We start from the raw sequence: 23,539 nt of genomic DNA on the forward strand, positions 1-23,539 counted from the left end.
TTCTAGTGCTATGAGATTAAATAGCCACTAAATACAGACGATATTTTGAATAGCATACTACCTATATGGGTAGCACTTACTGAAATTCAAGGGGAAAAGGCGCAGAAAAGAGGCAAATAGGCCAAATAAATGGCAAAAAGACTGAAAAATTAGGCTTTTTTGCTTAAATCGGATTTTTCGAGATCTTGTTTATAGACTAATAAGGGTTTCCCGCCCTCAGCAATACTCGATTCATCAATCACGACCTTTTGAACATTCTTTAAGGATGGCAAGTCGTACATCACATCCATCAAGGAGCCCTCCAGGATAGATCTCAAGCCACGTGCACCGGTTTTGCGGGCGATAGCCTTCTTAGCAATAGCCGAAAGCGCTTCAAGACGGACTTCAAGCTCGGAGCCCTCCATGGTCAGTAAGGCTTGATATTGCTTTACCAGTGCATTTTTGGGTTCAGTCAGAATTTGAATTAAAGCCTCTTCATCAAGCTGAGCCAATGTAGCCACGACAGGCAAGCGACCAATCAATTCGGGAATCAAACCAAATTTAATCAGATCTTCTGGTTCAACTTCAACCAGCAAATCACTGACACCGCGATCGTCTTTACCAGGAACGACAGCATTGAAGCCAATACCAGTTTTAGCGGTACGTTGCTGAATCACTTTTTCTAAACCGTCAAAGGCACCGCCGCAGATGAACAAAATATTAGTGGTATCGACTTGTAGAAAATCTTGGTTTGGATGCTTCCGTCCACCTTGTGGTGGCACGGAGGCCATCGTACCTTCAACCAGCTTTAACAAAGCTTGTTGAACGCCCTCACCAGATACATCCCGCGTAATCGATGGGTTATCTGACTTACGAGAAATCTTATCGATCTCATCAATGTACACAATACCGCGCTGCGCTTTTTCAACGTTGTAATCGCACGCTTGTAAAAGTTTTTGAATAATATTCTCTACGTCTTCACCAACGTAGCCAGCTTCAGTCAATGTGGTTGCATCAGCCATCACAAAAGGTACATCGAGCATACGAGCCAATGTTTGCGCTAACAATGTTTTGCCGGAACCAGTTGGTCCGATCAGCAAAATATTGCTCTTTGCCAACTCAACTCCATCCACAATCGCTTTAGCAGCAAGCTTGGGTTCTTTTTTGTCAAGCGCCTCAACAGGTTTGCCGTCCTTATCTAACTTCACTTTTTTAGGCTTAGGGAGATATTGCAAACGCTTGTAATGGTTGTAAACAGCTACAGCCAAAGTCTTCTTAGCGTGTTCTTGACCAATCACATACTGATCAAGGTTTTCACGAATCTGATGTGGGGTTGGCAGAGAACCATCACCCTCTTCTTTAGGAAGTTTGGCAATCTCTTCTTGAATAATATCGGTGCAAAGATCGATGCACTCATCACAGATGAATACAGAAGGGCCAGCAATCAGCTTTTTGACTTCGTGCTGGCTCTTGCCACAAAAGGAGCAATACAAAACTTTATCAGTTGAATTGGTGCTCGTTGTATCGCTCAAAGTATTCGCTCAATCAGTGTAGTTAGGTCTAGCGCTTAAGGGCGCTTTTCAATCACTTTATCGATCAGACCGTAATCACGCGCCTGTTCAGCAGACATGAAGTTGTCACGATCAGTATCTTTTGCAATCGTTTCGATTGATTGGCCAGTGCGATCAGCCAAGATCTTATTAAGACGCTCACGTAAATACAGAATCTCACGTGCTTGAATTTCAATATCTGAAGCCTGTCCGCGTGCGCCACCCAAAGGCTGATGGATCATGACGCGAGAGTTTGGCAAAGCGTAGCGTTTCTCTTTTTCGCCGGCACATAATAAGAATGCACCCATACTGGCTGCCATACCCATGCACAAGGTACTGACGTTTGGTTTGATAAATTGCATCGTATCGTATATCGCCAAACCAGCAGATACAGATCCACCTGGTGAGTTGATATATAAAGAAATGTCTTTATCTGGATTTTCGCTTTCAAGGAATAGTAACTGCGCTATCACCAAATTGGCCGTTTGATCATTCACCTCACCGACTAAAAACACAACGCGCTCTTTTAGGAGGCGTGAATAAATGTCGTATGCACGCTCACCCCGACCCGAGGTCTCGATAACCATCGGAACCAAACCCAATCCTTTCGGTTCTAAATCTTCAGATTGAAATTGATTCTGGATCATATTGAGGCCTTTTTATTAAATAAATGACAACTTAGTTTAGCTTGCTTAACTCTTCAAAGCTAATCGCCTTATCGTTCACTTTAGCTAAAGATGTAAAATATTTAATCATGTTGTCTTCTAACACCAGATTTTCAATGTCTTTTAGGCGGCTTGGGTTGCTATAGAACCAACGAACTACTTCTTTAGGATCTTCGTAAGTAGCTGCCTGTTCATCAATTTCAGTCTTGATTTGGTCGGCCGTAGCAGCCAGGTTATTTTGCTTTACCAAGTCGCCTAAGATCAAACCAAGGCGCACCCGCTTGAGTGCCTGCTCAGCAAAAATCTCTGGCGGGATTGGGGCATCCTTAGCGTTTGGCACGCCGCGTTGAATGAGGTCTTCACGCGCATCTTGAACTAAGCGTTCCTGTTCAGACGCAACCAATGATTTAGGAACATCGAGTTCACATAATTCATTCACTTTGTCCATGACTTCACTTTTTAATAAGGAAGTAATGCGACGCTTTACTTCGCGATCTAAATTTTGTTTTACTTCTTCGCGCATTTTCGCAACGCCACCTTCGGTTACACCTAAGGAAAGTGCAAACGCATCATCTACTACAGGCAAGTGTGCCCAGTTAACAGACTTCACAGTAATGGTGAACTCTGCAGTTTTACCGGCTACATCTTTGCCATGGTAATCCGCCGGGAAGCTCAGTGGGAATGCCTTACTCTCGCCAACCTTTAATCCTAAGGTAGCCGCTTCAAACTCAGGAAGCATGCGCCCTTCACCTAAGACATATTCGAAGTCTTTTGCCTTTCCGCCAGTAAACTCAACGCCATCAATCTTGCCAACAAAGTCGATAATCACTTGGTCACCGTTTTGCGCGGCAGTATTAGCACCACCATCACCATGGGGGCTAGCCTCGCCTCGGGAGTGGTAATGCACTTGTTGTTTACGCAATACGTCAAGTGCACGATCTATTTCTGCGTCACCAATCTCAGTGGTGTACTTAGTTACTTCCGCTTTACTGAAATCACCGACCTTGACTTCAGGCAGTACTTCAAAGAAAGCATCAAACACAATCGTGTCAGCATCGAGTTCGCTCTTTGGTTCTAGACGAGGTTGTCCGGCCAGCTTAACGCCCTCTTTTTGACTTTGCTCATAAAAGAGTTCAGAAGCTTTATCAAACTGGAGTTCGAAATCCACTTGCATGCCATATTGCTTTTCAACAATATTCTTAGGCACCTTACCTGGACGGAAGCCGGCCATTTTCATGGTCTTACCAACTTTAGCCAAACGAGCTTCGCGTGCTTTTGTCAAATCAGCACGAGCGAATTCCAAAGTCATTTTGCGGTTTAACGAACCTAAATTTTCTATCTGCACAGCCATTCTCGTCTCTTAATTGAAGATCTGGAAATGTGAAGTCCAAGCCAAGTAGCAATCTTGTGGTGCGAGGAGGGGGACTCGAACCCCCACACCATTTCTGGCGTCAGGACCTAAACCTGGTGCGTCTACCAATTTCGCCATCCTCGCGATATCCGCAAACACTACCGAGCTTAAACTTCACTCTAAAGACCGTAATTCTACAATGCTTGAGGGTCTATAGGATCCTGCAGGCCTCATCAAAGGATGGGCGGGGATGACGTGGCATCAAGCTAGAGGCATCTCCATAGCCAATATTGAGCAAAAAGTTCGCTTTTAAACTGCCGCCAGGGAAAAACTCCGCGTTTACCTTATCAGCATCAAAGCCACTCATAGCGCCACAATCTAGGCCTAGGGCTCTAACAGCCAAGATCAAATAAGCGCCTTGCAAGCTAGAGTTTCTGAAAGCCGTTGACTGAATATAGTCATCTTTCCCGATAAACCAACTTCTCGCATCTACATGGGGGAAAAGCTTGGGTAGCTGTTCATAAAAATCCAGATCCATACCAATGATGGCAGTTACTGGTGCACTTCTGGTTTTATCCACATTACTTGGATTAACGCAGGCTACTAGACGCTCTTTTTCTGCTGGGCTTTTGACAAAAAGAATGTGGGCTGGATTGCTGTTTACTGATGTGGGTGCAAATTTATAGAGCTCGTAAATTTGCTTCAGTTGCTCATCGCTGACGGATTTTGGTTGCCATGCATTATGCGTGCGTGCATCTATAAATAATTGCTTTAGTGCTACTTGATCAATGGAATGACCCATGAACTGCTCCAATGAGATTGAGAAAATATTATGACTTGTAGAGTAATGCCACGGCGTGCACTGCAATACCCTCGCCTCTACCAAGATGTCCAAGAGATTCATTTGTCTTGGCTTTGAGATTGACATGACTTGGTGTAACGGCAAGATCATGGGCAATATTACGAACCATCTCTGGTAAGAATTCAGCTAACTTTGGTTTTTGACAGATGATAGTGGCATCCACATTGCCCACATGATATCCAGCAGCTTGAATCTTTTGTAATGCTGCTCTAATTAATATGCGGCTATCCATATCTTTGAATTGTGGGTCAGTATCAGGAAATAACTGACCAATATCATTCAAGCCTGCAGCGCCTAGCAATGCATCTGTCAGTGCATGTAACAACGCATCGGCATCTGAATGCCCTAACAAGCCCTTCTCGTAAGGGACATGCACTCCGCCAAGAATAAGCTTGCGATCTGCCACTAAAGCATGCACGTCATAGCCTTGACCAATACGGAACTGAGGAATGTGAGGAGTAGTTTGTGTCATAGCTAGATCTTTATGAATGACTAGAGTTCAAAAGCAATTGCATTAATTCCCAATCGGCTGGATGAGTCACTTTGAAATTGCGAGTGGCGCCCTCGATGAGTAGTGGTTTAACGCCTGATAACTCCATTGCACTGGCTTCATCAGTGACATCTGCTTCTTGTCTAATGGCATCTTGCAGCGCATCGTGTAATTTTTTTAGGCCAAACATTTGTGGCGTTTGAGCTTGCCAAAGATGTTTACGAGGAATTGTTTTCTCTGCATGTGGCATATTGCCAGCAATCACAGAATCAAGATCGGCTTGCTTCAAAGTATCTGCTAATGGGATGGCCAATAAGCCGCCTGATGATGATTTCACGACAGAGGTGATGAGTTTATCGATTAAGGCTGGAGTAATACCAGGACGGGCTGCGTCATGAACTAATACCCAATCGTCAGCAGAGATGCCTGATTTCAACAATGCGCTCAAGGTATTGCGAACGGTTTCTTGGCGAGTGGGCCCACCGGTTGGTAAAAAATGAATGGGCTTACCGTTCTCGCTACTATTCATGCCATCGGCAAGAGTCTTGAGAATGGGGTTATCAATAAAACCAGGGGCAACGCCGATCCAAATAGACTCGATTTGGGGGGAAAGCATGAAAGATTCAAGGGCATAAGCCAACATCGGCTTTCCTGCCAACTGCTGAAACTGCTTAGGAAGCTCACCGCCTAGTCGAGAACCAGACCCTGCGGTTGGCAAGAGTGCATGGCATTTCACTGTAGATTGATTTCCTGAGCCCATGCCTGATTCTATAATGAGCACAGATGTCTGATGCATTAAATCTAGTACCTCCCATACCTGCGCCGCGGGCTGGGCAGCGCTTTACCTTCTCGGGGCTAGTAGGATCAGCTGATGCGGCTTTGCTTGCCCAATCCACCCTGCGCTACCGCAACGATTTCTCCGTCATGGTGATTTTCTGTGCCCAAGCTCAAGAAGCCCAAAGACTGGTTGAAGAGATTCCTGCTTTTGCCCCGCAACTCAAGGTCCGCTTATTGCCTGATTGGGAAATCCTCCCCTACGATCATTTCTCGCCACACCAAGATTTAGTTTCGGAGCGACTCGCCACCCTCTATGAGTTACTCAATGGAAGTTGTGACATTGTTTTAGTTCCAGTGACTACTGCGCTACAGCGTCTAGGTCCCCCGCAATTTTTATCAGGTCACACGTTTTTCTTCAGACAAGGCGATAAGCTCAATGTATCAGCCTTAAGACTGCAATTGCAACAAGCAGGCTACGACCCTGTCAGCGCTGTTATGCGACCAGGTGAATATAGTATTCGTGGTGGCCTCATCGACTTATTTCCCATGGGCTCCAGCTTGCCCTATCGTCTCGATTTGTTTGGTGATGAGATCGAGCAAATTCGCTCTTTTGATCCTGATACACAACGCAGTTTGTATCCTGTAAAAGAGGTTCGATTACTGCCGGGTCACGAGTTTCCCTTTAATGATGAAGCACGCACTGCCTTTAGAGGCCGTTGGCGCGAGGTATTTGAAGGCGATCCAACCCGTTGCAACATCTACAAGGATGCCAACCTAGGTATACCCAGTGCCGGCATCGAATCCTACTTACCTTTATTTTTTGAAGAGCAGTCCAGTCTATTTGATTACTTCCCCAGATCGGGTGATCCGGTTTGGCTAGTCAACGTTGGCAATGCAGAAGAATCTATTCGCAGTTTTTGGAAAGACGCTCTCTCTCGCTATGAATTTCTCAAACATGACTTAGATCGCCCAATTCTTCCGCCAAAAGAATTATTTCTCGATGTGGATGAATTCTTCACCACCACTAAGCCCTATGCCCGCTTAGTTTTAGACAATGAAGAGAATGAGGCCAAGCAATTTTTACCCGTTCCTGATGTTGCTGTTCATCGCCGCGATACTGATCCGATAGCGCGCTTGCGCCAGCTTGTTGCTCAAGAGAAACTCCGCATCCTGATTTGTAGTGATAGTGCGGGACGTAAAGAATCTATTCGGCAATTGCTTGAGGAAAGTAATTCTGTAACTGGTCAAGATGGTAAGCCGCTTTTCCAGCTCAAGCCTGAAGGCTTTGAAAGCATCGCTGATTTCATGAAAAGTGATGCTCTGTTTGGCTTAGTGACTGCCCCGCTTTTTAATGGCTTTCTTTGGCAAGCAGAAAATGTACTGGTTATTACAGAGGCAGAATTATTTACCTCAACAGCAAGACAAAGACGTAAGAGTAAAGGTTCAGAAAATGCTGATCCCGATATGCTCTTTAAGGATTTGTCTGAGCTCAAGATTGGCGACCCGGTAGTACATGCAGAACATGGGATCGGTAGATACCAAGGCTTAGTTCTACTTAATCTTGCCCCAACTAAAGAAGCGCCCATCTTTGAAGAGTTCTTGAACTTGCAATACGCGGGACAAGCAACACTGTATGTACCCGTTCAGCAATTACAGATGGTGACCCGTTACGCGGGCTCTGACCCCGATTCGGCACCCTTGCATCAACTGGGCTCTGGTCAGTGGGATAAAGCCAAAAGGAAGGCTGCTCAACAAATTCGTGATACGGCTGCAGAACTCTTGGGCCTTTATGCAGCTAGAGCCATTCGTAAAGGACATGCGTTTGAATTCTCAGCCCATGACTATGCAGCATTTGCTGAAAGTTTTGGCTTTGAAGAAACACCCGATCAGGCCAACGCCATTACAGCAGTGATAGGCGATATGACTAGCGGCACTCCAATGGATCGCTTAGTGTGCGGTGATGTTGGCTTTGGCAAAACAGAAGTTGCTCTACGCGCAAGCTTTGTCGCCGTAATGGGTGGCAAACAGGTTGCCATTTTGGCTCCAACCACCTTACTTGCCGAACAACATGTCGCCACTTGGAAAGATCGCTTTGCTGATTGGCCGGTGAAAATTGTTGAGCTATCTCGCTTTAAGACCACGAAAGAAATTAATGCAGCGCTTGAAGCGATCGCCAAAGGAGAAGCCGACATCATTATCGGCACCCATAAATTGCTCTCTAAAGAAACGCAATTTGCTAATCTGGGTTTAGTCATCGTGGATGAAGAGCATCGGTTTGGGGTCCGTCAAAAGGATGCGCTCAAAGCCTTACGTGCAGAAGTTGATATTCTGACTTTGACGGCTACACCCATCCCAAGAACATTGGGGATGGCAATGGAAGGACTGCGCGAGTTCTCCATTATCGCAACGGCACCACAAAAACGCTTAGCAATTAAGACCTTTGTTCGTCGTGAAGGAGATGGCGTCATTCGTGAAGCTGTCCTGCGTGAGATTAAGCGTGGTGGTCAGGTCTACTTCTTGCACAATGAAGTAGAAACGATTCAAAATCGTAAACACGCTTTGCAGGAGCTCATTCCTGAGGCGAGTATCAGTGTGGCTCACGGGCAAATGCATGAAAGAGAGCTTGAATCTGTCATGCGTGAGTTTGTCACTCAACGCACCAATATTCTGCTGTGTACCACCATTATTGAGACCGGTATCGATGTACCTACAGCCAACACCATCATCATGCATCGTGCGGACAAGTTTGGCTTAGCGCAGTTACATCAACTACGTGGTCGTGTTGGTCGCTCTCATCATCAAGCTTATGCCTACCTATTGGTACCTAATCCTGAGGCCCTCAGTAAACAAGCCCAATTGCGTTTGAATGCTATTCAAGCCATGGAAGAGCTTGGCTCTGGCTTCTACTTAGCGATGCACGATTTAGAGATACGCGGTGCTGGGGAAGTCTTAGGGGATAAACAGTCGGGCGAAATTCATGAAATTGGCTTTCAGCTATATACCGAGATGCTTAATCGAGCGGTGAAGTCTCTGCGAAGTGGTAAAGAGCCAGATCTGCTCTCTCCTTTGCAAGCCACTACCGATGTCAATTTAGGTGTGCCCGCCCTGTTCCCTGAAGACTATTGCCCTGACGTGCATGAGCGCCTCTCTTTATATAAGCGCTTTGCTGGTTGTAATGATTTTTCCGAATTGATGGGTCTACGTGAAGAGTTGGTAGATCGCTTTGGCGATTTGCCAGACCAAGCCAAATCTTTTTATGAAACCCACCGCCTGCGTTTAGAAATGGTTGGTTTTGGTATTAAGAAAATAGATGCCAGCACAGCTTCAATCCAAATTCAATTCATTCCAAACCCACCGATTGATCCAATGAAGATTATTCAGTTGATTCAGTCATCAAAACACATTCAGCTAAATGGCCAAGATAAGTTAAAAGTGCTGCCCCAAAAAGACCGAGAGTTTGAGAAGCTTGAGCAGCGCTTGGATGTCATTCGACAAGTTTTGCGCCGCTTAAACGAGTCAGCCGTTCTAAGCACTATCATTTAGCTATGCCTAAGCACCAACCGCACCAAACTCTTGTCGCTCTCTCTCGGAAACCCATTTCTGAAAAGCTCGTTTTTGAACTGAAGGATCGGGCTTTGCAGTTTGGCGCCACTTTGCACAGTCTTGGCAGACAAATGTCGAATGGTGCATATCATTCAGAGCGTTGGGATTGCAATCAGCACCTAGACATCACTCAGAGAGAATCTTTACGGTCTATTGCAAATATCCATCGGACAGACCTATGCTTTCTGCAATCAAATTTAATGGTACAAGATATTCGTGTTCTTGCCATGGATATGGACTCTACCCTCATCAATATTGAATGCATCGATGAGATTGCAGACTTTACGGGCAAAAAATCAGCAGTTGCCCAAATTACTGAAGCCACAATGCGCGGTGAGATTAAAGATTTTAAAGAAAGTTTGCGCAGACGCGTAGCGCTTTTAGAGGGTGTACACGTTGATGCTTTGGAATCAGTCTATCTTGAACGCTTACGCCCAAATCCTGGTGCCATTGAGCTTCTTGCAGGCGCCCATCAACGTGGAATCTATACCCTGCTCGTCTCTGGAGGCTTTACCTTCTTCACAGAAAAATTAAGGCAACAATTAGGATTCAAGCAATCCCAAGCTAATACGCTCGAGATCATTGATGGCAGGCTCACTGGCAAGGTGCTCGGCGATATTGTTGATGGCGCCGCGAAAGCGGCTCATTTAGATGACGCCTGCCGCAACTTAGGCTGCAGCAAAGCCAACGCAATCACGATGGGTGATGGTGCAAACGATCTGATCATGATGAATGGCTCAGGTATTAGCGTTGCCTATCAAGCTAAACCGATCGTTAAAGAAAAAGCCGACGCGGCTTTTGACCACGTCGGCTTGGATGCTGCTTTGCTGCTGATTACTTAAGATTACTTAGGCGATTTACATACGCTCAAAAATAGTCGCAATACCTTGACCGCCACCGATACACATGGTGACCAAAGCATATTTGCCTTGTACACGCTGTAATTCATGAAGCGCTTTAGTTGCAATCGCTGCACCAGAGCAGCCAATAGGGTGACCTAAAGCAATCGCTCCACCATTCACGTTCGTCTTAGCAGGATCTAAACCGAGGCCTTTCGTAACTGCCAAAGCTTGCGCTGCAAACGCTTCGTTAGACTCGATCACATCGATTTGATCTAATTTCAGGCCAGCGCGCTCCAGAGCAAGTTTGGTCGCAGGGATTGGGCCTTCGCCCATAATGTGGTTTGGAACGCCAGCTACTGCGTATGACACTAAACGTGCGATAGGTTTATGTCCAGCCTTCTTAGCAGTTTCAGCATCAGCCAATACAAAAAACGCTGCGCCGTCATTAATACCAGATGCATTGCCAGCAGTCACTGAGCCGCCTTCTTTTTTAAACACGGCCTTCATCTTGGCAAGTGTTTCCATAGTGGTATCAGGCTTGCAATGCTCATCGGTATCAAACACGATATCGCCCTTGCGAGTTTTGATCGTGATTGGAACGATTTGTGATTTAAAGCGACCTTCTTTAATGGCATTTGCTGCACGACGGTGTGACTCCACTGCCAATGCATCTTGCTCTTCACGGGTGAGCTTCCATTTTTCAACCAGGTTTTCTGCTGTAACGCCCATATGGCCAACACCAAATGGGTCAGTTAGAACAGCCACCATTAAATCGAGCATTTTGGTATCACCCATACGAGCGCCACTGCGCATCGCTGGTGAACCATACATACCGCGCGACATTACTTCAACACCACCACCAATACCGTAATCACAATCACCCAACATAATTTGCTGAGCAGTGGTCACAATCGCTTGCAAACCGGAACTGCACAAACGGTTCAGCGCCATTGCGACAGAATCCATAGGCAAACCTGCCTGAATCGAAGCAACCCGTGCAACGTAAGCGTAACGACTATCGGTTGGAATCGTATTGCCAACAGTCACGTAATTAATCAGAGCAGGATCTACACAAGAGCGAGTTACTGCTTCTTTCATGACGATTCCACCAAGCTCTGAAGGCTCAAAGCTGCTCAAAGAACCATTAAAGGTACCGATTGCTGAACGAACAGCACTTAAGACAACGACATCACGACTCATATCAATCCCCTTAGCTATGCCCAAAAATGGGCTGAATTTCCACTCACTTCATTAAACAAATAATATATTTAAAAAATCTTCAAGTTTCGGCTATTAGATCATGCCCTTGGGAGCTAATGACAGTAGCGCGGATGATTTCTCCGGCTCGGTACCGCTTAGAAGGCTTACTGGGAGGCAAAACCCTGACTAAACCATCGATTTCAGGGGCGTCACCAATGCTGCGGCCAATTCCACCAGATTCGTCTACCCGATCAATCATGACTTGGATCCGCTTGCCGACTTTCTTGGTAAGTCGCTGAATAGAAATTTCTTCGGCTTTAGCCATAAATCTGGCTTTGCGTTCATCACGAATAGCCTCGGGCACTGGGCTATCTAACTGATTGGCAGTTGCGCCATCCACAGGGGAATAAGCAAAACATCCAGCACGGTCAATTTGGGCTTCATCCAAGAAGTTGAGCAAGTGCTCAAATTCCTCTTCAGTCTCGCCCGGGAAGCCTGCAATAAAAGTACTGCGAATCACTAACTCAGGACAAGCTTGGCGCCAAGACTGAATGCGCTCTATATTTTTTTCACCACTAGCAGGACGCTTCATACGCTTAAGGACATCCGGGTGGGCATGCTGTAAAGGAATATCGAGATAGGGCAAAACACCATAACCGTGCTCTGAGAACTCCGCCATTAAAGGCAAGATGTCATCCACATGAGGATATGGGTAAACGTAATGGAGCCTTACCCAGGCTTGATGTTCGCGTGCGATTTGATTTAGGGCATTCACCAGATCAAACATTCTGGTTTTGACTGGCTTGCCATCCCAAAAGCCAGTGCGATATTGAATGTCAACACCGTAAGCACTAGTGTCTTGTGATACGACCAACAGTTCTTTAACGCCCGACTCAAAGAGACGCTTAGCCTCTTGCAACACTTCGCCAATGGGGCGAGAAACTAAGTCTCCGCGCATGCTAGGAATAATGCAGAACGTACAGCGATGATTGCAGCCTTCAGAAATCTTGAGGTACGCATAATGCTTTGGCGTAAGCTTCACACCAATCGGCGGAACTAAATCAGTGAAGGGATCATGTGGTTTAGGCAGATGCAAGTGGATTGCCTGCATCACCTCAGCAGTCGCATGTGGGCCGGTAACGGCGAGGACTTTCGGGTGAATGCTTTGGATCAGATCGCTACCATCTACATTTTTTCTGGCACCTAAGCAACCAGTAACAATCACTTTGCCATTTTCTGCGAGCGCCTCACCGATGGCAGACAAGCTCTCCTCCACAGCGGAATCAATAAAGCCACAGGTGTTCACAACGACGAGATCAGCGCCAGAATAATCTTTAGCAGTCTCATAACCCTCTGCACTTAGTTGCGTGAGGATCAGCTCAGAATCTACTAATGCCTTGGGGCAACCCAAGGATACAAAACCAATTTTTCCAGCCACAACTATTCTTTTTCGGTTTTATTAGGCTGTGGTGTAAATGGAAAGCCACTGAACATATTGTGAGAGCCTTGCATCTGCTCCTGCATCTTGACGAACAAGTCTTTACTCTGTTCCATGTAGCTCCCCATCAAACCCTGCATGAGGGGGTTTTGGAGGTTCAGCATTTGTGACCAGGCCTCAGGAGTACTGCTAGCACCCAAGCCTTTAGTTTGATCACCTAACTTGTTGTGAATATCTACAAAAGATTGCATGGTCTTTTCGAGATAATTGCCCATCAAACCTTGCATCGAGTTTCCATAGAAACGAATGATTTGGGAAAGCATTTGGGATGAGAACACGGGTGCACCACCAGCCTCTTCTTCCAAAATAATTTGCAACAGAATATTGCGCGTCAGATCTTCATCTGTTTTGGCATCAACGACCTTAAAACTTTCATTAGTCATGACCAGGCCTTTGATGTCAGCTAAGGTGACATAAGTACTGGTCTGGGTGTCATAGAGACGACGATTGGGATACTTCTTAATCAGCCGATCTTCACCAACTCTTTTGGTACGGGTAGCCATTTTTTTCCTTACGGTTTACTGCAACGCAACATCGGCATAGTTTATCCCTAGTTTAAGCAAAAGGAAAATAAGCCATGTTGCGCTACAACAAAATACTTTTTACCTACATTAACCAGTGTGAATACCGCCATTGAGGGAGAAGTCTGCCCCAGTCGCATAGCCACCATCTTCAGATGCAATCCAGCAGCATATGGAAGCAATCTCATCTGGGGTTCCTAAGCGCTTTACAGGAATCCCAGCAACAATCTTCTCCAAGACATCCTCGCGAATAGCCTTGACCATATCGGTGCCGATATAACCAGGCGAAACCGTATTCACAGTAACGCCTTTGGTGGCGACTTCTTGTGCCAAAGCCATAGTGAAGCCATGCAGACCTGCTTTTGCAGTGGAATAGTTGCATTGACCAAACTGACCTTTTTGGCCATTCACAGAGGAAATATTAATAATTCTTCCCCAGTTGTTATCCACCATACCGTCAATCACTTGCTTGGTGACGTTAAACAAGGAATTTAGGTTGGTATCAATTACCGCTTTCCAAGCATCAGGAGTCATCTTGCGGAAAACGCTATCGCGTGTGATACCTGCGTTGTTAACTAAAACATCAACCCGGCCAACTTCTGCTTTGACCTTTTCAAAGGCAGCAACCGTGCTATCCCAGTCTGAAACGTTACCTTCTGAGGCAATAAAGTCATAGCCTAAGGCTTTTTGCTCGCCAATCCAGCGGTCTTTACGTGGTGAATTTGGGCCACAGCCTGCAATCACCTTAAATCCATCTTTTGCCAAACGTTGGCAAATAGCGGTACCAATGCCACCCATACCACCAGTTACGTATGCGACTTTTTGAGACATCACTTTCCCCTTAAAAAAACCTTCGTTAATGATTTATCTTGCAATCGTACTAAGCTGCTTTTTCTTTCACATAAATGCCTGGAGCAGCTTCCATCTTTTGATATTTCGTATTGCCAAATGTTTTGCTAGCTGGCTTTTGTTCGCCACCAAATGGTTCAAGCCATTTGGTGTAGTTGGGCCACCAACTTCCAGGAATCTGCTTAGCGCCTTCAAGCCACTTCTCTGCCGTAGATGCAATCTTGTTATTTTCAAAGTAGTAGCGCTTATTTTTAGCGGGCGGATTAATGACGCCGGCAATGTGCCCAGAGGCTCCCAACACAAAGCGATTTTTTCCCTTCAGAATATGGGTAGACTGATAAGCGGATTGCCAAGGGACAATATGATCTTCTTGCGAGGCATAGACATAAGCAGGGCATTTGATCTTGCCCAAATCAACCTTCTCACCACAAATCTTCACCTTGCCAGGTTTAATCAGATCATTTTGCAAGTAGGTATGACGCAAATACCAGCAATACATATTGCCCGGTAAGTTTGTGGAATCACCGTTCCAGTACAACAAATCAAATGGTGGCGGAGAATTTCCCTTCAGGTAGTTCTCGACAACATAATTCCAGACTAAATCGTTTGGCCGCAAGAATGAGAAGGTATTGCCTAGATCAAGACCGGACATCATGCCGTATTTGCCACCCTTACCACCAATGGTGTTCTCGCGCATCTCGACCATGCCTTCATCAATGAAGACATCCAAGATGCCAGTATTCGTAAAGTCAAGCAAAGTCGTAAATAGCGTCAAGCTAGCAGCTGGATGTTCATCACGCGCAGCTAAGACGGCAAGCGCTGAAGTTGTTAAGGTTCCACCAACGCAAAAGCCTAGGATATTGATCTGCTTTGATTCACCAATATTTTGAGCGACTTCAATTGCCTTAATAACGCCTTTACCCACATAGTCATTCCAACTCACCTCTGCCATCGAGGCATCTGGATTCTTCCAAGAAACTAAAAAGACGGTGTGTCCTTGCGAAACCATATGACGGACTACCGAGTTATCAGGTTGCAAATCCAGAATGTAGTACTTATTAATACAGGGAGGCACCATTAAGTATGGGCGCTCAAAAACCGTTTCCGTTAATGGCGTGTATTGAATCAGTTCAAACAACTCATTACGAAACACCACATGACCTTCTGTAGTAGCAATATTTTTTCCAACCTCAAAAGCACTTTCATCGGTAATCGAGACTTTACCCTTTTTCATGTCCCCAAGGAGATTCACAATTCCTTTTTGAATGGATTGTCCTTGAGTGCTAATAATATTTTCCAAAACCTCTGGATTAGTGGCAATGAAATTCGATGGCGAGAGTGCGTCAATCATTTGTTCGGTCGTGAACAAAATTTTCTGACGAGTCTTTTCATCCGTCTCCACTGCTTGCGCCAAAGATATTAAATGTTTGGAGTTCAATAAATAAGTGGCAGCAATCACTTTGCTCCATGAGGAATGCCAAGCCTTACCAGCAAAGCGACGGTCTTTAACTTCTATCGCCTCAGGATTGGTGGCAATATGTGCAAGCTCTGCAAAATATTCTTTTTGAATTTCAGTTAAACGCTCTTGTGGAATCAGCGCCATATGGTGCGGCGCCAAAGAAGGCGTTGCACCCGGATTCATACCTGCAAACATAGTGATCTCTTTAAATTAGTAAAGCCATTCTCCATCCATAAGGCATATAGAGTTATACGCAATAACCCTAGCTAAATTCTGAATCTAGTAGTAACCCTCACATGGGGGAAAACATAGAGGGGTTACTTAGCGTCAGATATCCAGATGAGACTTGCAAACCTACCAGTTTCTCCATCACGGCGATAGGAGAAAAATTGAGCTGCCTGCGTGACTGTGCAATATTGACCGCCAAAAATCTGATCAACACCTACGGACTCAAGCCTGCTACGTGCTAATGAGTAAATATCAGCTAAATACTTTCCTGGTTTTTCAGAAATTGGTGAAAAAGCGGATTGGGGATACGAAATCCCAAAATCCTGAAATGCATTAAGCACGTCTTGCCCTACTTCAAAAGCCTGAGGCCCAATCGCAGGTCCAAGCCAAGCGATGATGTTTTTATCTGCATCCTGACAGATAAGCTTTGTCATTTCAGTGACCGTATTTTCCAAAACGCCGGAACATAAGCCTCTCCAGCCAGCATGGGCTGCACCAATCACCGTACCGCTCTGATTTGTGAATAACACAGGCAAACAATCGGCGGTCATGATGGCCAAGACTTCATTGGGGATGTTAGTCACGACTGCATCAGCTTCTAGTAATCGTGTGCTAGGTGTACTTACTTTGACACCATGGATTTGCTTTAACCAAATAGGGTCAGCTGGCAGATAAGTTCTCAAAAGCGCCTGATTGGCTAATACGTTCTCAGGCAAATCACCCACATGATCCCCAAGATTAAACGAATCAAAAGGCGCTAGACTAACTCCACCAGTTCTTTTAGTGACTAGAGTCTGGATTGATAAGGGCGCATCCCACTCTGGTTTTAAGAATCCATTAGTCAAACTAGTCATGAGTGCGTTCGTTATGAATAGAGGCTAATACAGTTGCCTCTTGAGGGAAATCCGCTTCCGACATGCCCACCTGGGGCAACAACTGCATTAAATCCAGTGGTGGCAAACGAAACCAGCTAACCAGCTCTTGCGTTACAGGATGCTGCAGACTCAGCGCAAAGGCATGTAATGCTTGGCGCTCAAATGGCAGGCTTTTTGCTACGCCCGGAGTTTTCTTGCGATAGACCGGGTCCCCAAGCAATGGAAATCCGAGTGATTCGAGATGCACCCGAATCTGATGAGTACGCCCCGTCTCTAAACGACATTCCAATAAAGCCAGGGGTGATTCTAAAAATGTTGATTTCGCTAAGCGTCTAAATAATGTTGCTGCTGGTTTACCTTGTGGACTGCCTGCCGCCATCTTTAAACGATCACGTTGATCTCGACCAACCGATGCCAACACCTTGCCTTGACTAGGAGCCCCTCCCCAAACCCAGGCTAAATATCTTCGGCCTACGGTTCTATCTTGCAGTTGTCTGACGAGAGAGGTTTGAGCTTGAGCGGTTCTCGCAACCACCATCAAGCCAGAGGTATCTTTATCCAGTCGATGCACAATACCTGCCCGCGGTAAAGATTTGAGTTCTGGGTATTTAAATAGCAGCCCATTTAACAAAGTTCCCGACCAATTGCCTGCTGCGGGATGCACTACTAGACCTGGGGGTTTATTGATCACAATGATGGCATCGTCCTCATAAACCACCTCTAAAGGAATGTTTTCTGGACTAAAGGCAAATTGCTCCGGCATTTCTTGTGGAAATACCTTAATGCTCTCCCCACCTCTCAATAAATAACGGGCTTTGGTGACCTTGCCGTCAACCATCACAGCGCCAGCCTCTACCCAGGTCTTTAGACGATTCCGTGAATAATCTGGCAAAGAGCCCGCTAGTACCTTGTCGAGGCGTTCACCAGCCATCTCCGGGGGAATTTCCAGGGAGATGAAATCCTCTTCATCGATATAATCAATAGGATTCGAATCAGGAGTTTGCGGCAATGCCACGCTTAAAGAGCCTTTCAGTTATGTCCGACGTAATATCAGACCCCAGTTTAAGGCTTGCTGGGTCATCTGCCTCTCAAAAAATCATTCCCCGTTCAAGCATGGGTTTACTCACCCTGCTTTTGACTTGCATGTGTGCTTTATTAGTTTTAAGTGGCTGTGCTGGTAGTGATGGGCAAAAGGATGACACTGATATTTGGTCAGAATCTAAACTCTACTCAGAAGCAACCGATAAATTAAATGATGGTGACTTTGCGAAGTGCGGCAAATATTTTGACAAATTAGAGGCCCGTTTTCCATTTGGCCCCTATTCACAGCAAGCCCAAATTAATGCTGCCTATTGTTATTGGAAAGCGCAAGAGCAAACTCAAGCACTGGTAGCGATTGATCGCTTCATCAAATTACACCAAGGTAGCCCTACCTTGGACTACGCTTACTATCTCAAAGGTCTCATTACTTTTAATGATGATTTAGGTTGGCTTGGTAAATTTACGGGGCAAGATCTAAGTGAACGCGATCCGAAGGCTGCTAAAGAAGCATTCGAATCCTTCAAAACAGTTGTTGAGCGCTTCCCCAATAGCAAATATGCACCAGACTCATTGGATCGCATGCGCTATATCGTGAACTCACTGGCTGAGGCAGACGTGATCGTTGCCCGTTTCTACTATCAACGGGGCGCCTACCTCGCTTCTGCAAACCGCGCGCAACTGGTGATCCGTGATTACGACCGTGCTCCAGCCGTAGAAGAGGCTCTGTATCTCTTGACGAAGTCCTACGAAAAATTGGGTATGACTCAATTAAGTAATGACACTGCGCGTGTTTTTAAACTGAACTTCCCAGACAGTCAAATGCTAGAAACTGGACAACGTGTTCAAAAAGAACGCAAATGGTGGCAGATCTGGAATAAGTAATCTAGCGTTTGCAATAACATTATAAAGGATCCTCTTCAATAGAGGATTTTTTATTGAAAGTCTATTTAATCGCGACTGGCACTCTTGGCGCTACCGCACAAAGCAGCTCGTAGCCAATAGTGTCACTCATGCGTGCCACCTCATCTACTGGAACCTGGTCACCCCAGAGCTCCACGACACTGCCGATCTTGGCGTTTGGTGCATTTCGTAAATCTACACTCAACATATCCATAGATACCCGCCCAACGATCGGACAAATAATACCGCCACCCGCTTTACTATCATCACCGACCCAAACCGGTGTGCCATCCTTTGCCTGACGTGGATAACCATCCGCATAACCACAAGCCACTATGCCAATCCGCATGTTCTCAGAAGCTTTATAACGACCACCATATCCTATGCGATCACCTGCTTGAAGATCTTGAATATCAATAATCTCACTCTGCAGCTGCATCACCGCTTTGAGATGAGCATGCTCAATGTCCGAATATAGGCCTGTAGGAGATGCACCATAGAGCATGATGCCAGGACGCACCCAGTCGCCGAGAGCATTGCGATGCCATAGAATTGCTGCGGAGTTTGCTAAAGAGGTAGGTGCCTCAAGGCCTTCAATAGTTTGATTGAATAGCTCTAACTGACTATCCACTGTAGGCTGACGATCAATTTGATCTGCATTAGCAAAATGCGTCATGTGATGCATGCGGTAAGCTGCGGCATGCAGACGATGAAAGGCCGTTCTATAGGCGGCTGGTTTTAAACCCAGACGATTCATGCCCGTGTTCATTTTCAGAAAAACACTAATGGGCTTATGGACTTTATCTGCATAACGTTCGAGCCACTCGATTTGCGCTTCACAGTGGACCACCAAATCACAATGCAATTCCTGGCTTAGGCCCATTTCACTCTCATGAAATAAGCCTTCTAACAGCAAAATTCGCCCTTGCCAGCCATTTTCTCTTAACCAAACCGCATCCTGTATATCTAATAATGCAAACCCGTCAGTTGATTCAAGGCCCTTGAGCGCCGCCTCAAAACAATGCCCATATGCCCTAGCCTTAATAACAGACCAAATTTTTGACTCCGGGGCAAGCTCCCGAACACGGTTTAAGTTATGCTGAAAGGCATGTGAATGAATAGATGCCAAAATTGGTCTATTGATTAAGCTATTAACCGAAGCGCTCATATCCACCCCTCCTTTCATGTTTTAATTGTATTAATGACTAGATTGTACGAATGAACCGTAGTTTTTACATCATTATGGCGGCGCAATTTTTTTCGTCGCTTGCTGATAACGCATTGCTGATTGCAGCAATTGCCCTCTTGGCCCAGCTTAGCGCTCCGGCCTGGATGACTCCTTTGCTTAAATTGTTCTTCGTTTTATCGTATGTTGTGCTGGCTGCCTTTGTTGGTGCGTTTGCTGATTCTCGCCCCAAAGGTAATGTCATGTTCATTACTAACACGATTAAATTCGTTGGTTGTGTGGCAATGCTCTTTGGTGGGCACCCTTTATTGTCTTACGCTATTGTTGGTCTCGGTGCTGCAGCCTACTCTCCTGCAAAGTATGGCATCTTGACGGAATTGCTTCCCCCTGAAAAGTTAGTTGCCGCCAATGGTTGGATTGAGGGATTGACAGTAGGCTCTATCATTTTGGGTACGGTATTAGGGGGTGTTTTAATTAGTAGCACCGTCTCGCAAAGCCTGCTTTCCTTGGATATGCCTAGCATTGATACCGGCATAGATACACCCGCAGAATCAGCAATCCTCATCATCATGATGATTTATGTCATCGCCGCATTAATCAATCTTAAGATTCCAGATACCGGCGCACGCTATGTGGCCCAGAAAACCAATCCCATAGAATTAATTAAAGATTTCTCCGTCTGCTTTAAGACGCTTTGGGAGGATCGCCTGGGTCAAATCTCTTTGGCGGTGACTACCTTGTTCTGGGGTGCTGGCGCCACCTTGCAGTTCATTGTGATTAAGTGGGCACAGGTAGCGCTGCATATGAATCTCTCACAAGGCGCTATTTTGCAAGCCATTTCCGCGGTTGGCGTTGCTGGCGGAGCGGTCTGGGCGGCTTGGCGCGTACCTTTGCGCAATTCACTCAATGTACTTCCCTATGGAATCGCCATGGGGCTGGTTGTTTGCGTATTAGCGATTTACAACTCCGATATGTTGCCAAATACGCCATTGCTGACAATAGGCAAAATGCAAGTTACCTTAAATCTATTGCCGGCTTATTTCTTACTCATTTTGGTGGGCTGGTTAGCGGGATATTTTGTGGTGCCCATGAATGCGCTATTGCAACATCGTGGTCACGTACTGATGTCAGCTGGACATTCCATCGCAGTGCAAAACTTCAATGAAAATATTTCGGTATTAGGAATGCTGGCGATGTATTCATTATTGATCTGGCTTGATCTGCCGGTTCAATACGTCATCATTGGATTTGGCTTAGTGGTGAGCCTCATCATGTGGCTAGTAATTCGGCGCCATGCCCGCAACCAAGCTGAATATGACTCTATGCACCTTATCGGTGAACACAAGCACCAAGACTGAGCTAGATTAAGTATTTTGTAGGATAGATTTAGCCAGCAAGAGGTCTTGCCAAAACAGGGCCTTCTCTTTTGACTTTGTTGCTAATTGAGCCAAATCGAAAGTAGCAACCACCGGAATCTCATCATCATTTCCGGTGTTCAGAGCCAAGATCGTCTCGCGCAACTGCGGCAATGGATCACGCTCACCCGTAATTTTTTGGGCTGCCGGGCCGCCAAAGGCAATAGCAACTACCGGGATAGCACTTTCTGGCGCATGCATTTTAGAAAGATTGTCATTTGGGCTTTTCCACGACCATTCATTGCTCGCTAAGCCTAAAACACGAATGACATTCTGAAACAATATCTGGGCATCACCCTGGGGTTGGCTTCCAAAAAACCACCAATGTGCCTTGGGAGTACTTTCAGCTGATACCGCTACATTTACTGGAAGCTGTGATTGCTTGACAGTGGCAACTTCAGCAGAACCATCCCGCGCAGTCCACTCTGTAATGCCCATTTCTTTTAGAAAGCTTGAATGCGTGTTGGTCATAACTCTAGCTTAATCGATTTAGCCATCACGATGGCATCTTCTCGATTACCAGACCCTTCGCTGGCAGGATAATAATTTTTGCGCACCCCGATTTGTTCATACCCAAGCTTTTGATACAGGGCGACAGCAGACTCATTGGAAGGCCTTACCTCAAGAATAATGCGTGGCATGTTCTGCTGTGAAGCGACGCCTTCAATGGTTGCCATCATGCGCGATCCTAGCCCTAGTTGGCGTAACTTAGGGGCAACAGTGATATTTAAAAGATGTAACTCATCTACCGCTGGATACAGAATGCAATAAGCCCACAGGACTTGAGGATCAAGATAGCTTCCTGCCATTGCATTCGCTTGATCAAGCTGTGGTCTGATGCAATAAGCCCAATGACCTGCAGCCAAGGAATTGGAAAAATTACCTCTAGTCCATGGATGAATATGAGAAATCGATTCGATTGCCAGGACATCATCTAGATCAGCCACCTGCATCGGCATAAAGGTTAGCTCAGCGCCATCATCCTGCATAGTCATTACCGCGTACCTTTTTTGAAGGCAATTTCACGTTCATTCGTCGTGAAGGCAACTTTATTGCGCACATAGAGTGGCTCTAGCTGATTGACCGAGATTTGCTGTCCAGCCTTAAACATCTGTTGAGCTAGCTCTAAGATGCCCAATGCGGAAATGGAGATTTCTGGATCAAGCGCTTCACTGGGAAAAGAATGATTTACAAATAAACGTTCGCCAAATTCTTTAATCGCGCTACCAGCAAGGTATTGGATATTCCTTAAATCAATCTCTTCAGGCTTTGAAAGTTGGATATTGCCAATACGTAAAGGAAGGGATGTGGAGTCATTGAATTCATACTTCGCCCAATAGATCTCGCCCATACGAGCATCAACAGCAATCACAAATTGAGTTGGCTTGATCTTGGCAAAATGAGGTGTTTTGCTCAGTTGCGCCGCAATGGCATCCAAGCTAGCAACTGGCAGGACGGGTAGATTTGCCGCTATCGCAAGACCTTGAACTGCTGCAAGGCCTAAACGCACCCCAGTAAATGCGCCCGGGCCAATACCTATCGCAATCGCATCAAGTTGAGAAAGTTGCTGATTTGCTTGGGCCAGTAAATTTTCAATCCAAGGCAATAAGCATTGGCTAGCGCCCGCCGACACCAATTCGTGTCGGAGCTGAGGTGCTGAATCACCTAAAGATAAAGCCACCGAACACCAAGCTGAGGAAGTGTCGATGGCCAATAATCGCGTCAATTCAAGTTCGCTTTATGGTTGTGATTATCTAAAGACTAAATTATGAACGCAATCCCGCGATGACTTCAGGAGGAGCTTGAACCAACTCAATGAGGACGCCCTCTCCACTGATCGGAAATTCATCGTTACCCTTGGGATGGACAAAGGTGATGTCGTAGCCCGCAGCGCCCTTGCGAATACCTCCAGGAGCAAAACGTAAGCCATTAGCGGAGAGCCATTCAACCGCCTTAGGAAGGTCATCCACCCACAATCCGATGTGATTGAGGGGTGTTTGATGTACGGCAGGCTTTTTCTCAATATCCAATGGTTGCATCAGATCTACTTCTATCTCATGGGCACCGTTTCCAATCGCACAAATATCTTCATCCACGTTTTCACGCTCCGAGACAAAGGTAGTTTTGTACTCAAAGCCGAGCATCTCTACCCAAAGTTTTTTGAGGCGATCTTTGCTTGTGCCGCCAATAGCGATTTGTTGAATACCGAGAATTTTGAACGGTTTAGCTGTCATGGATGATGGTCCTG

The 23,539-nt window shown here is 45.8% G+C and carries 22 protein-coding genes and 1 tRNA gene; 4 read left to right on the forward strand and 19 right to left on the reverse strand.

All coding sequences use genetic code 11. From position 1 onward, the window contains the following. Positions 1–149: 149 nt before the first annotated feature. From clpX to ispD, 7 genes are all read right to left on the reverse strand, one after another. Complete coding sequence (clpX, locus tag ICN35_RS01705) at positions 150–1,511, reverse strand: ATP-dependent Clp protease ATP-binding subunit ClpX (RefSeq protein WP_216123755.1); 1,362 nt, start codon at positions 1,509–1,511, stop codon at positions 150–152. 35 nt (positions 1,512–1,546) lie between these two features. Further along, the gene (gene clpP, locus ICN35_RS01710) at positions 1,547–2,176 is read right to left on the reverse strand and encodes an ATP-dependent Clp endopeptidase proteolytic subunit ClpP (protein ID WP_215297184.1); all 630 of its coding nucleotides are present in this window, start codon (positions 2,174–2,176) and stop codon (positions 1,547–1,549) included. 31 nt (positions 2,177–2,207) lie between these two features. After that, positions 2,208–3,545: a trigger factor gene (tig, locus tag ICN35_RS01715; protein ID WP_216123762.1), complete on the reverse strand. Its 1,338-nt coding sequence runs from the start codon at positions 3,543–3,545 to the stop codon at positions 2,208–2,210. Positions 3,546–3,602: 57 nt separating this feature from the next. Next, positions 3,603–3,689 (reverse strand) — tRNA-Leu (locus tag ICN35_RS01720). A 67-nt stretch (positions 3,690–3,756) separates the two neighbouring features. Beyond that, on the reverse strand, positions 3,757–4,347 hold the full coding sequence (locus tag ICN35_RS01725) for a malonic semialdehyde reductase (protein WP_216123763.1): 591 nt from the start codon (positions 4,345–4,347) through the stop codon (positions 3,757–3,759). A gap of 28 nt (positions 4,348–4,375) precedes the next feature. Beyond that, positions 4,376–4,879: a 2-C-methyl-D-erythritol 2,4-cyclodiphosphate synthase gene (gene ispF, locus ICN35_RS01730; protein WP_215317918.1), complete on the reverse strand. Its 504-nt coding sequence runs from the start codon at positions 4,877–4,879 to the stop codon at positions 4,376–4,378. Between the two features lie 10 nt (positions 4,880–4,889). Continuing rightward, entirely contained in the window at positions 4,890–5,657 is a 768-nt protein-coding gene (ispD, locus tag ICN35_RS01735; RefSeq protein WP_216123765.1) for a 2-C-methyl-D-erythritol 4-phosphate cytidylyltransferase, read from the reverse strand. A gap of 23 nt (positions 5,658–5,680) precedes the next feature. Here ispD and mfd point away from each other — a divergent pair, with 23 nt between their 5' ends. Next, complete coding sequence (gene mfd, locus ICN35_RS01740) at positions 5,681–9,217, forward strand: transcription-repair coupling factor (protein WP_216123767.1); 3,537 nt, start codon at positions 5,681–5,683, stop codon at positions 9,215–9,217. A gap of 2 nt (positions 9,218–9,219) precedes the next feature. After that, the gene (gene serB, locus ICN35_RS01745) at positions 9,220–10,119 is read left to right on the forward strand and encodes a phosphoserine phosphatase SerB (RefSeq protein WP_216123769.1); all 900 of its coding nucleotides are present in this window, start codon (positions 9,220–9,222) and stop codon (positions 10,117–10,119) included. Positions 10,120–10,134: 15 nt separating this feature from the next. Here the strand turns inward: serB and ICN35_RS01750 are convergent, their stop codons facing one another. The 7 genes from ICN35_RS01750 to ICN35_RS01780 all read right to left on the reverse strand — a co-directional run bounded on the left by ICN35_RS01750 (position 10,135) and on the right by ICN35_RS01780 (position 17,764). After that, positions 10,135–11,319 (reverse strand): acetyl-CoA C-acyltransferase family protein, encoded by a 1,185-nt coding sequence (locus tag ICN35_RS01750; RefSeq protein WP_216123771.1) that lies wholly within the window; start codon positions 11,317–11,319, stop codon positions 10,135–10,137. A 79-nt stretch (positions 11,320–11,398) separates the two neighbouring features. Further along, positions 11,399–12,757 carry a 30S ribosomal protein S12 methylthiotransferase RimO gene (gene rimO, locus ICN35_RS01755; RefSeq protein WP_216123773.1) on the reverse strand — a complete coding sequence of 453 codons (1,359 nt, stop codon included), beginning with the start codon at positions 12,755–12,757 and terminating at the stop codon, positions 11,399–11,401. Between the two features lie 2 nt (positions 12,758–12,759). Further along, positions 12,760–13,320 (reverse strand): polyhydroxyalkanoate synthesis repressor PhaR, encoded by a 561-nt coding sequence (gene phaR / locus ICN35_RS01760; RefSeq protein ID WP_216123774.1) that lies wholly within the window; start codon positions 13,318–13,320, stop codon positions 12,760–12,762. Between the two features lie 108 nt (positions 13,321–13,428). Then, complete coding sequence (locus ICN35_RS01765) at positions 13,429–14,169, reverse strand: 3-ketoacyl-ACP reductase (protein WP_215297202.1); 741 nt, start codon at positions 14,167–14,169, stop codon at positions 13,429–13,431. A 49-nt stretch (positions 14,170–14,218) separates the two neighbouring features. Next, on the reverse strand, positions 14,219–15,841 hold the full coding sequence (gene phaC, locus ICN35_RS01770) for a class I poly(R)-hydroxyalkanoic acid synthase (RefSeq protein WP_216123776.1): 1,623 nt from the start codon (positions 15,839–15,841) through the stop codon (positions 14,219–14,221). A 122-nt stretch (positions 15,842–15,963) separates the two neighbouring features. Then, positions 15,964–16,728 carry a peptidoglycan editing factor PgeF gene (gene pgeF, locus ICN35_RS01775; RefSeq protein ID WP_216123778.1) on the reverse strand — a complete coding sequence of 255 codons (765 nt, stop codon included), beginning with the start codon at positions 16,726–16,728 and terminating at the stop codon, positions 15,964–15,966. Beyond that, positions 16,721–17,764, reverse strand: coding sequence for an RluA family pseudouridine synthase (locus ICN35_RS01780; RefSeq protein WP_370625644.1), 1,044 nt, complete (start codon positions 17,762–17,764; stop codon positions 16,721–16,723). The genes pgeF and ICN35_RS01780 overlap by 8 nt, the downstream gene beginning before the upstream one ends. A gap of 20 nt (positions 17,765–17,784) precedes the next feature. Between ICN35_RS01780 and ICN35_RS01785 the strand changes: the two genes are divergently transcribed. Further along, positions 17,785–18,672 (forward strand): outer membrane protein assembly factor BamD, encoded by an 888-nt coding sequence (locus ICN35_RS01785; RefSeq protein ID WP_216123780.1) that lies wholly within the window; start codon positions 17,785–17,787, stop codon positions 18,670–18,672. Between the two features lie 61 nt (positions 18,673–18,733). On the opposite strand, the gene alr is transcribed toward ICN35_RS01785, so the two are convergent. Continuing rightward, the gene (gene alr, locus ICN35_RS01790; protein WP_216123874.1) at positions 18,734–19,834 is read right to left on the reverse strand and encodes an alanine racemase; all 1,101 of its coding nucleotides are present in this window, start codon (positions 19,832–19,834) and stop codon (positions 18,734–18,736) included. A gap of 74 nt (positions 19,835–19,908) precedes the next feature. Here alr and lplT point away from each other — a divergent pair, with 74 nt between their 5' ends. Beyond that, a complete protein-coding gene (gene lplT / locus ICN35_RS01795) occupies positions 19,909–21,234 on the forward strand; it encodes a lysophospholipid transporter LplT (protein WP_216123782.1) in 1,326 nt (441 codons plus the stop codon). A gap of 6 nt (positions 21,235–21,240) precedes the next feature. On the opposite strand, the gene ICN35_RS01800 is transcribed toward lplT, so the two are convergent. From ICN35_RS01800 to ICN35_RS01815, 4 genes are read right to left on the reverse strand one after another with little or no spacing between them, the layout of a single operon-like run. Continuing rightward, complete coding sequence (locus tag ICN35_RS01800) at positions 21,241–21,762, reverse strand: DNA polymerase III subunit psi (RefSeq protein WP_216123784.1); 522 nt, start codon at positions 21,760–21,762, stop codon at positions 21,241–21,243. Next, positions 21,759–22,286, reverse strand: a complete 528-nt coding sequence (gene rimI / locus ICN35_RS01805) for a ribosomal protein S18-alanine N-acetyltransferase (protein ID WP_216123786.1) — start codon at positions 22,284–22,286, stop codon at positions 21,759–21,761. The genes ICN35_RS01800 and rimI overlap by 4 nt, the downstream gene beginning before the upstream one ends. Next, complete coding sequence (tsaB, locus tag ICN35_RS01810; RefSeq protein WP_251370080.1) at positions 22,286–23,017, reverse strand: tRNA (adenosine(37)-N6)-threonylcarbamoyltransferase complex dimerization subunit type 1 TsaB; 732 nt, start codon at positions 23,015–23,017, stop codon at positions 22,286–22,288. The genes rimI and tsaB overlap by 1 nt, the downstream gene beginning before the upstream one ends. A 40-nt stretch (positions 23,018–23,057) precedes the next feature. Then, the gene (locus ICN35_RS01815) at positions 23,058–23,525 is read right to left on the reverse strand and encodes a VOC family protein (protein ID WP_215297215.1); all 468 of its coding nucleotides are present in this window, start codon (positions 23,523–23,525) and stop codon (positions 23,058–23,060) included. Positions 23,526–23,539 lie beyond the last annotated feature (14 nt).

The organism is Polynucleobacter sp. es-GGE-1, from assembly GCF_018882005.1.
Classification (GTDB): domain Bacteria; phylum Pseudomonadota; class Gammaproteobacteria; order Burkholderiales; family Burkholderiaceae; genus Polynucleobacter.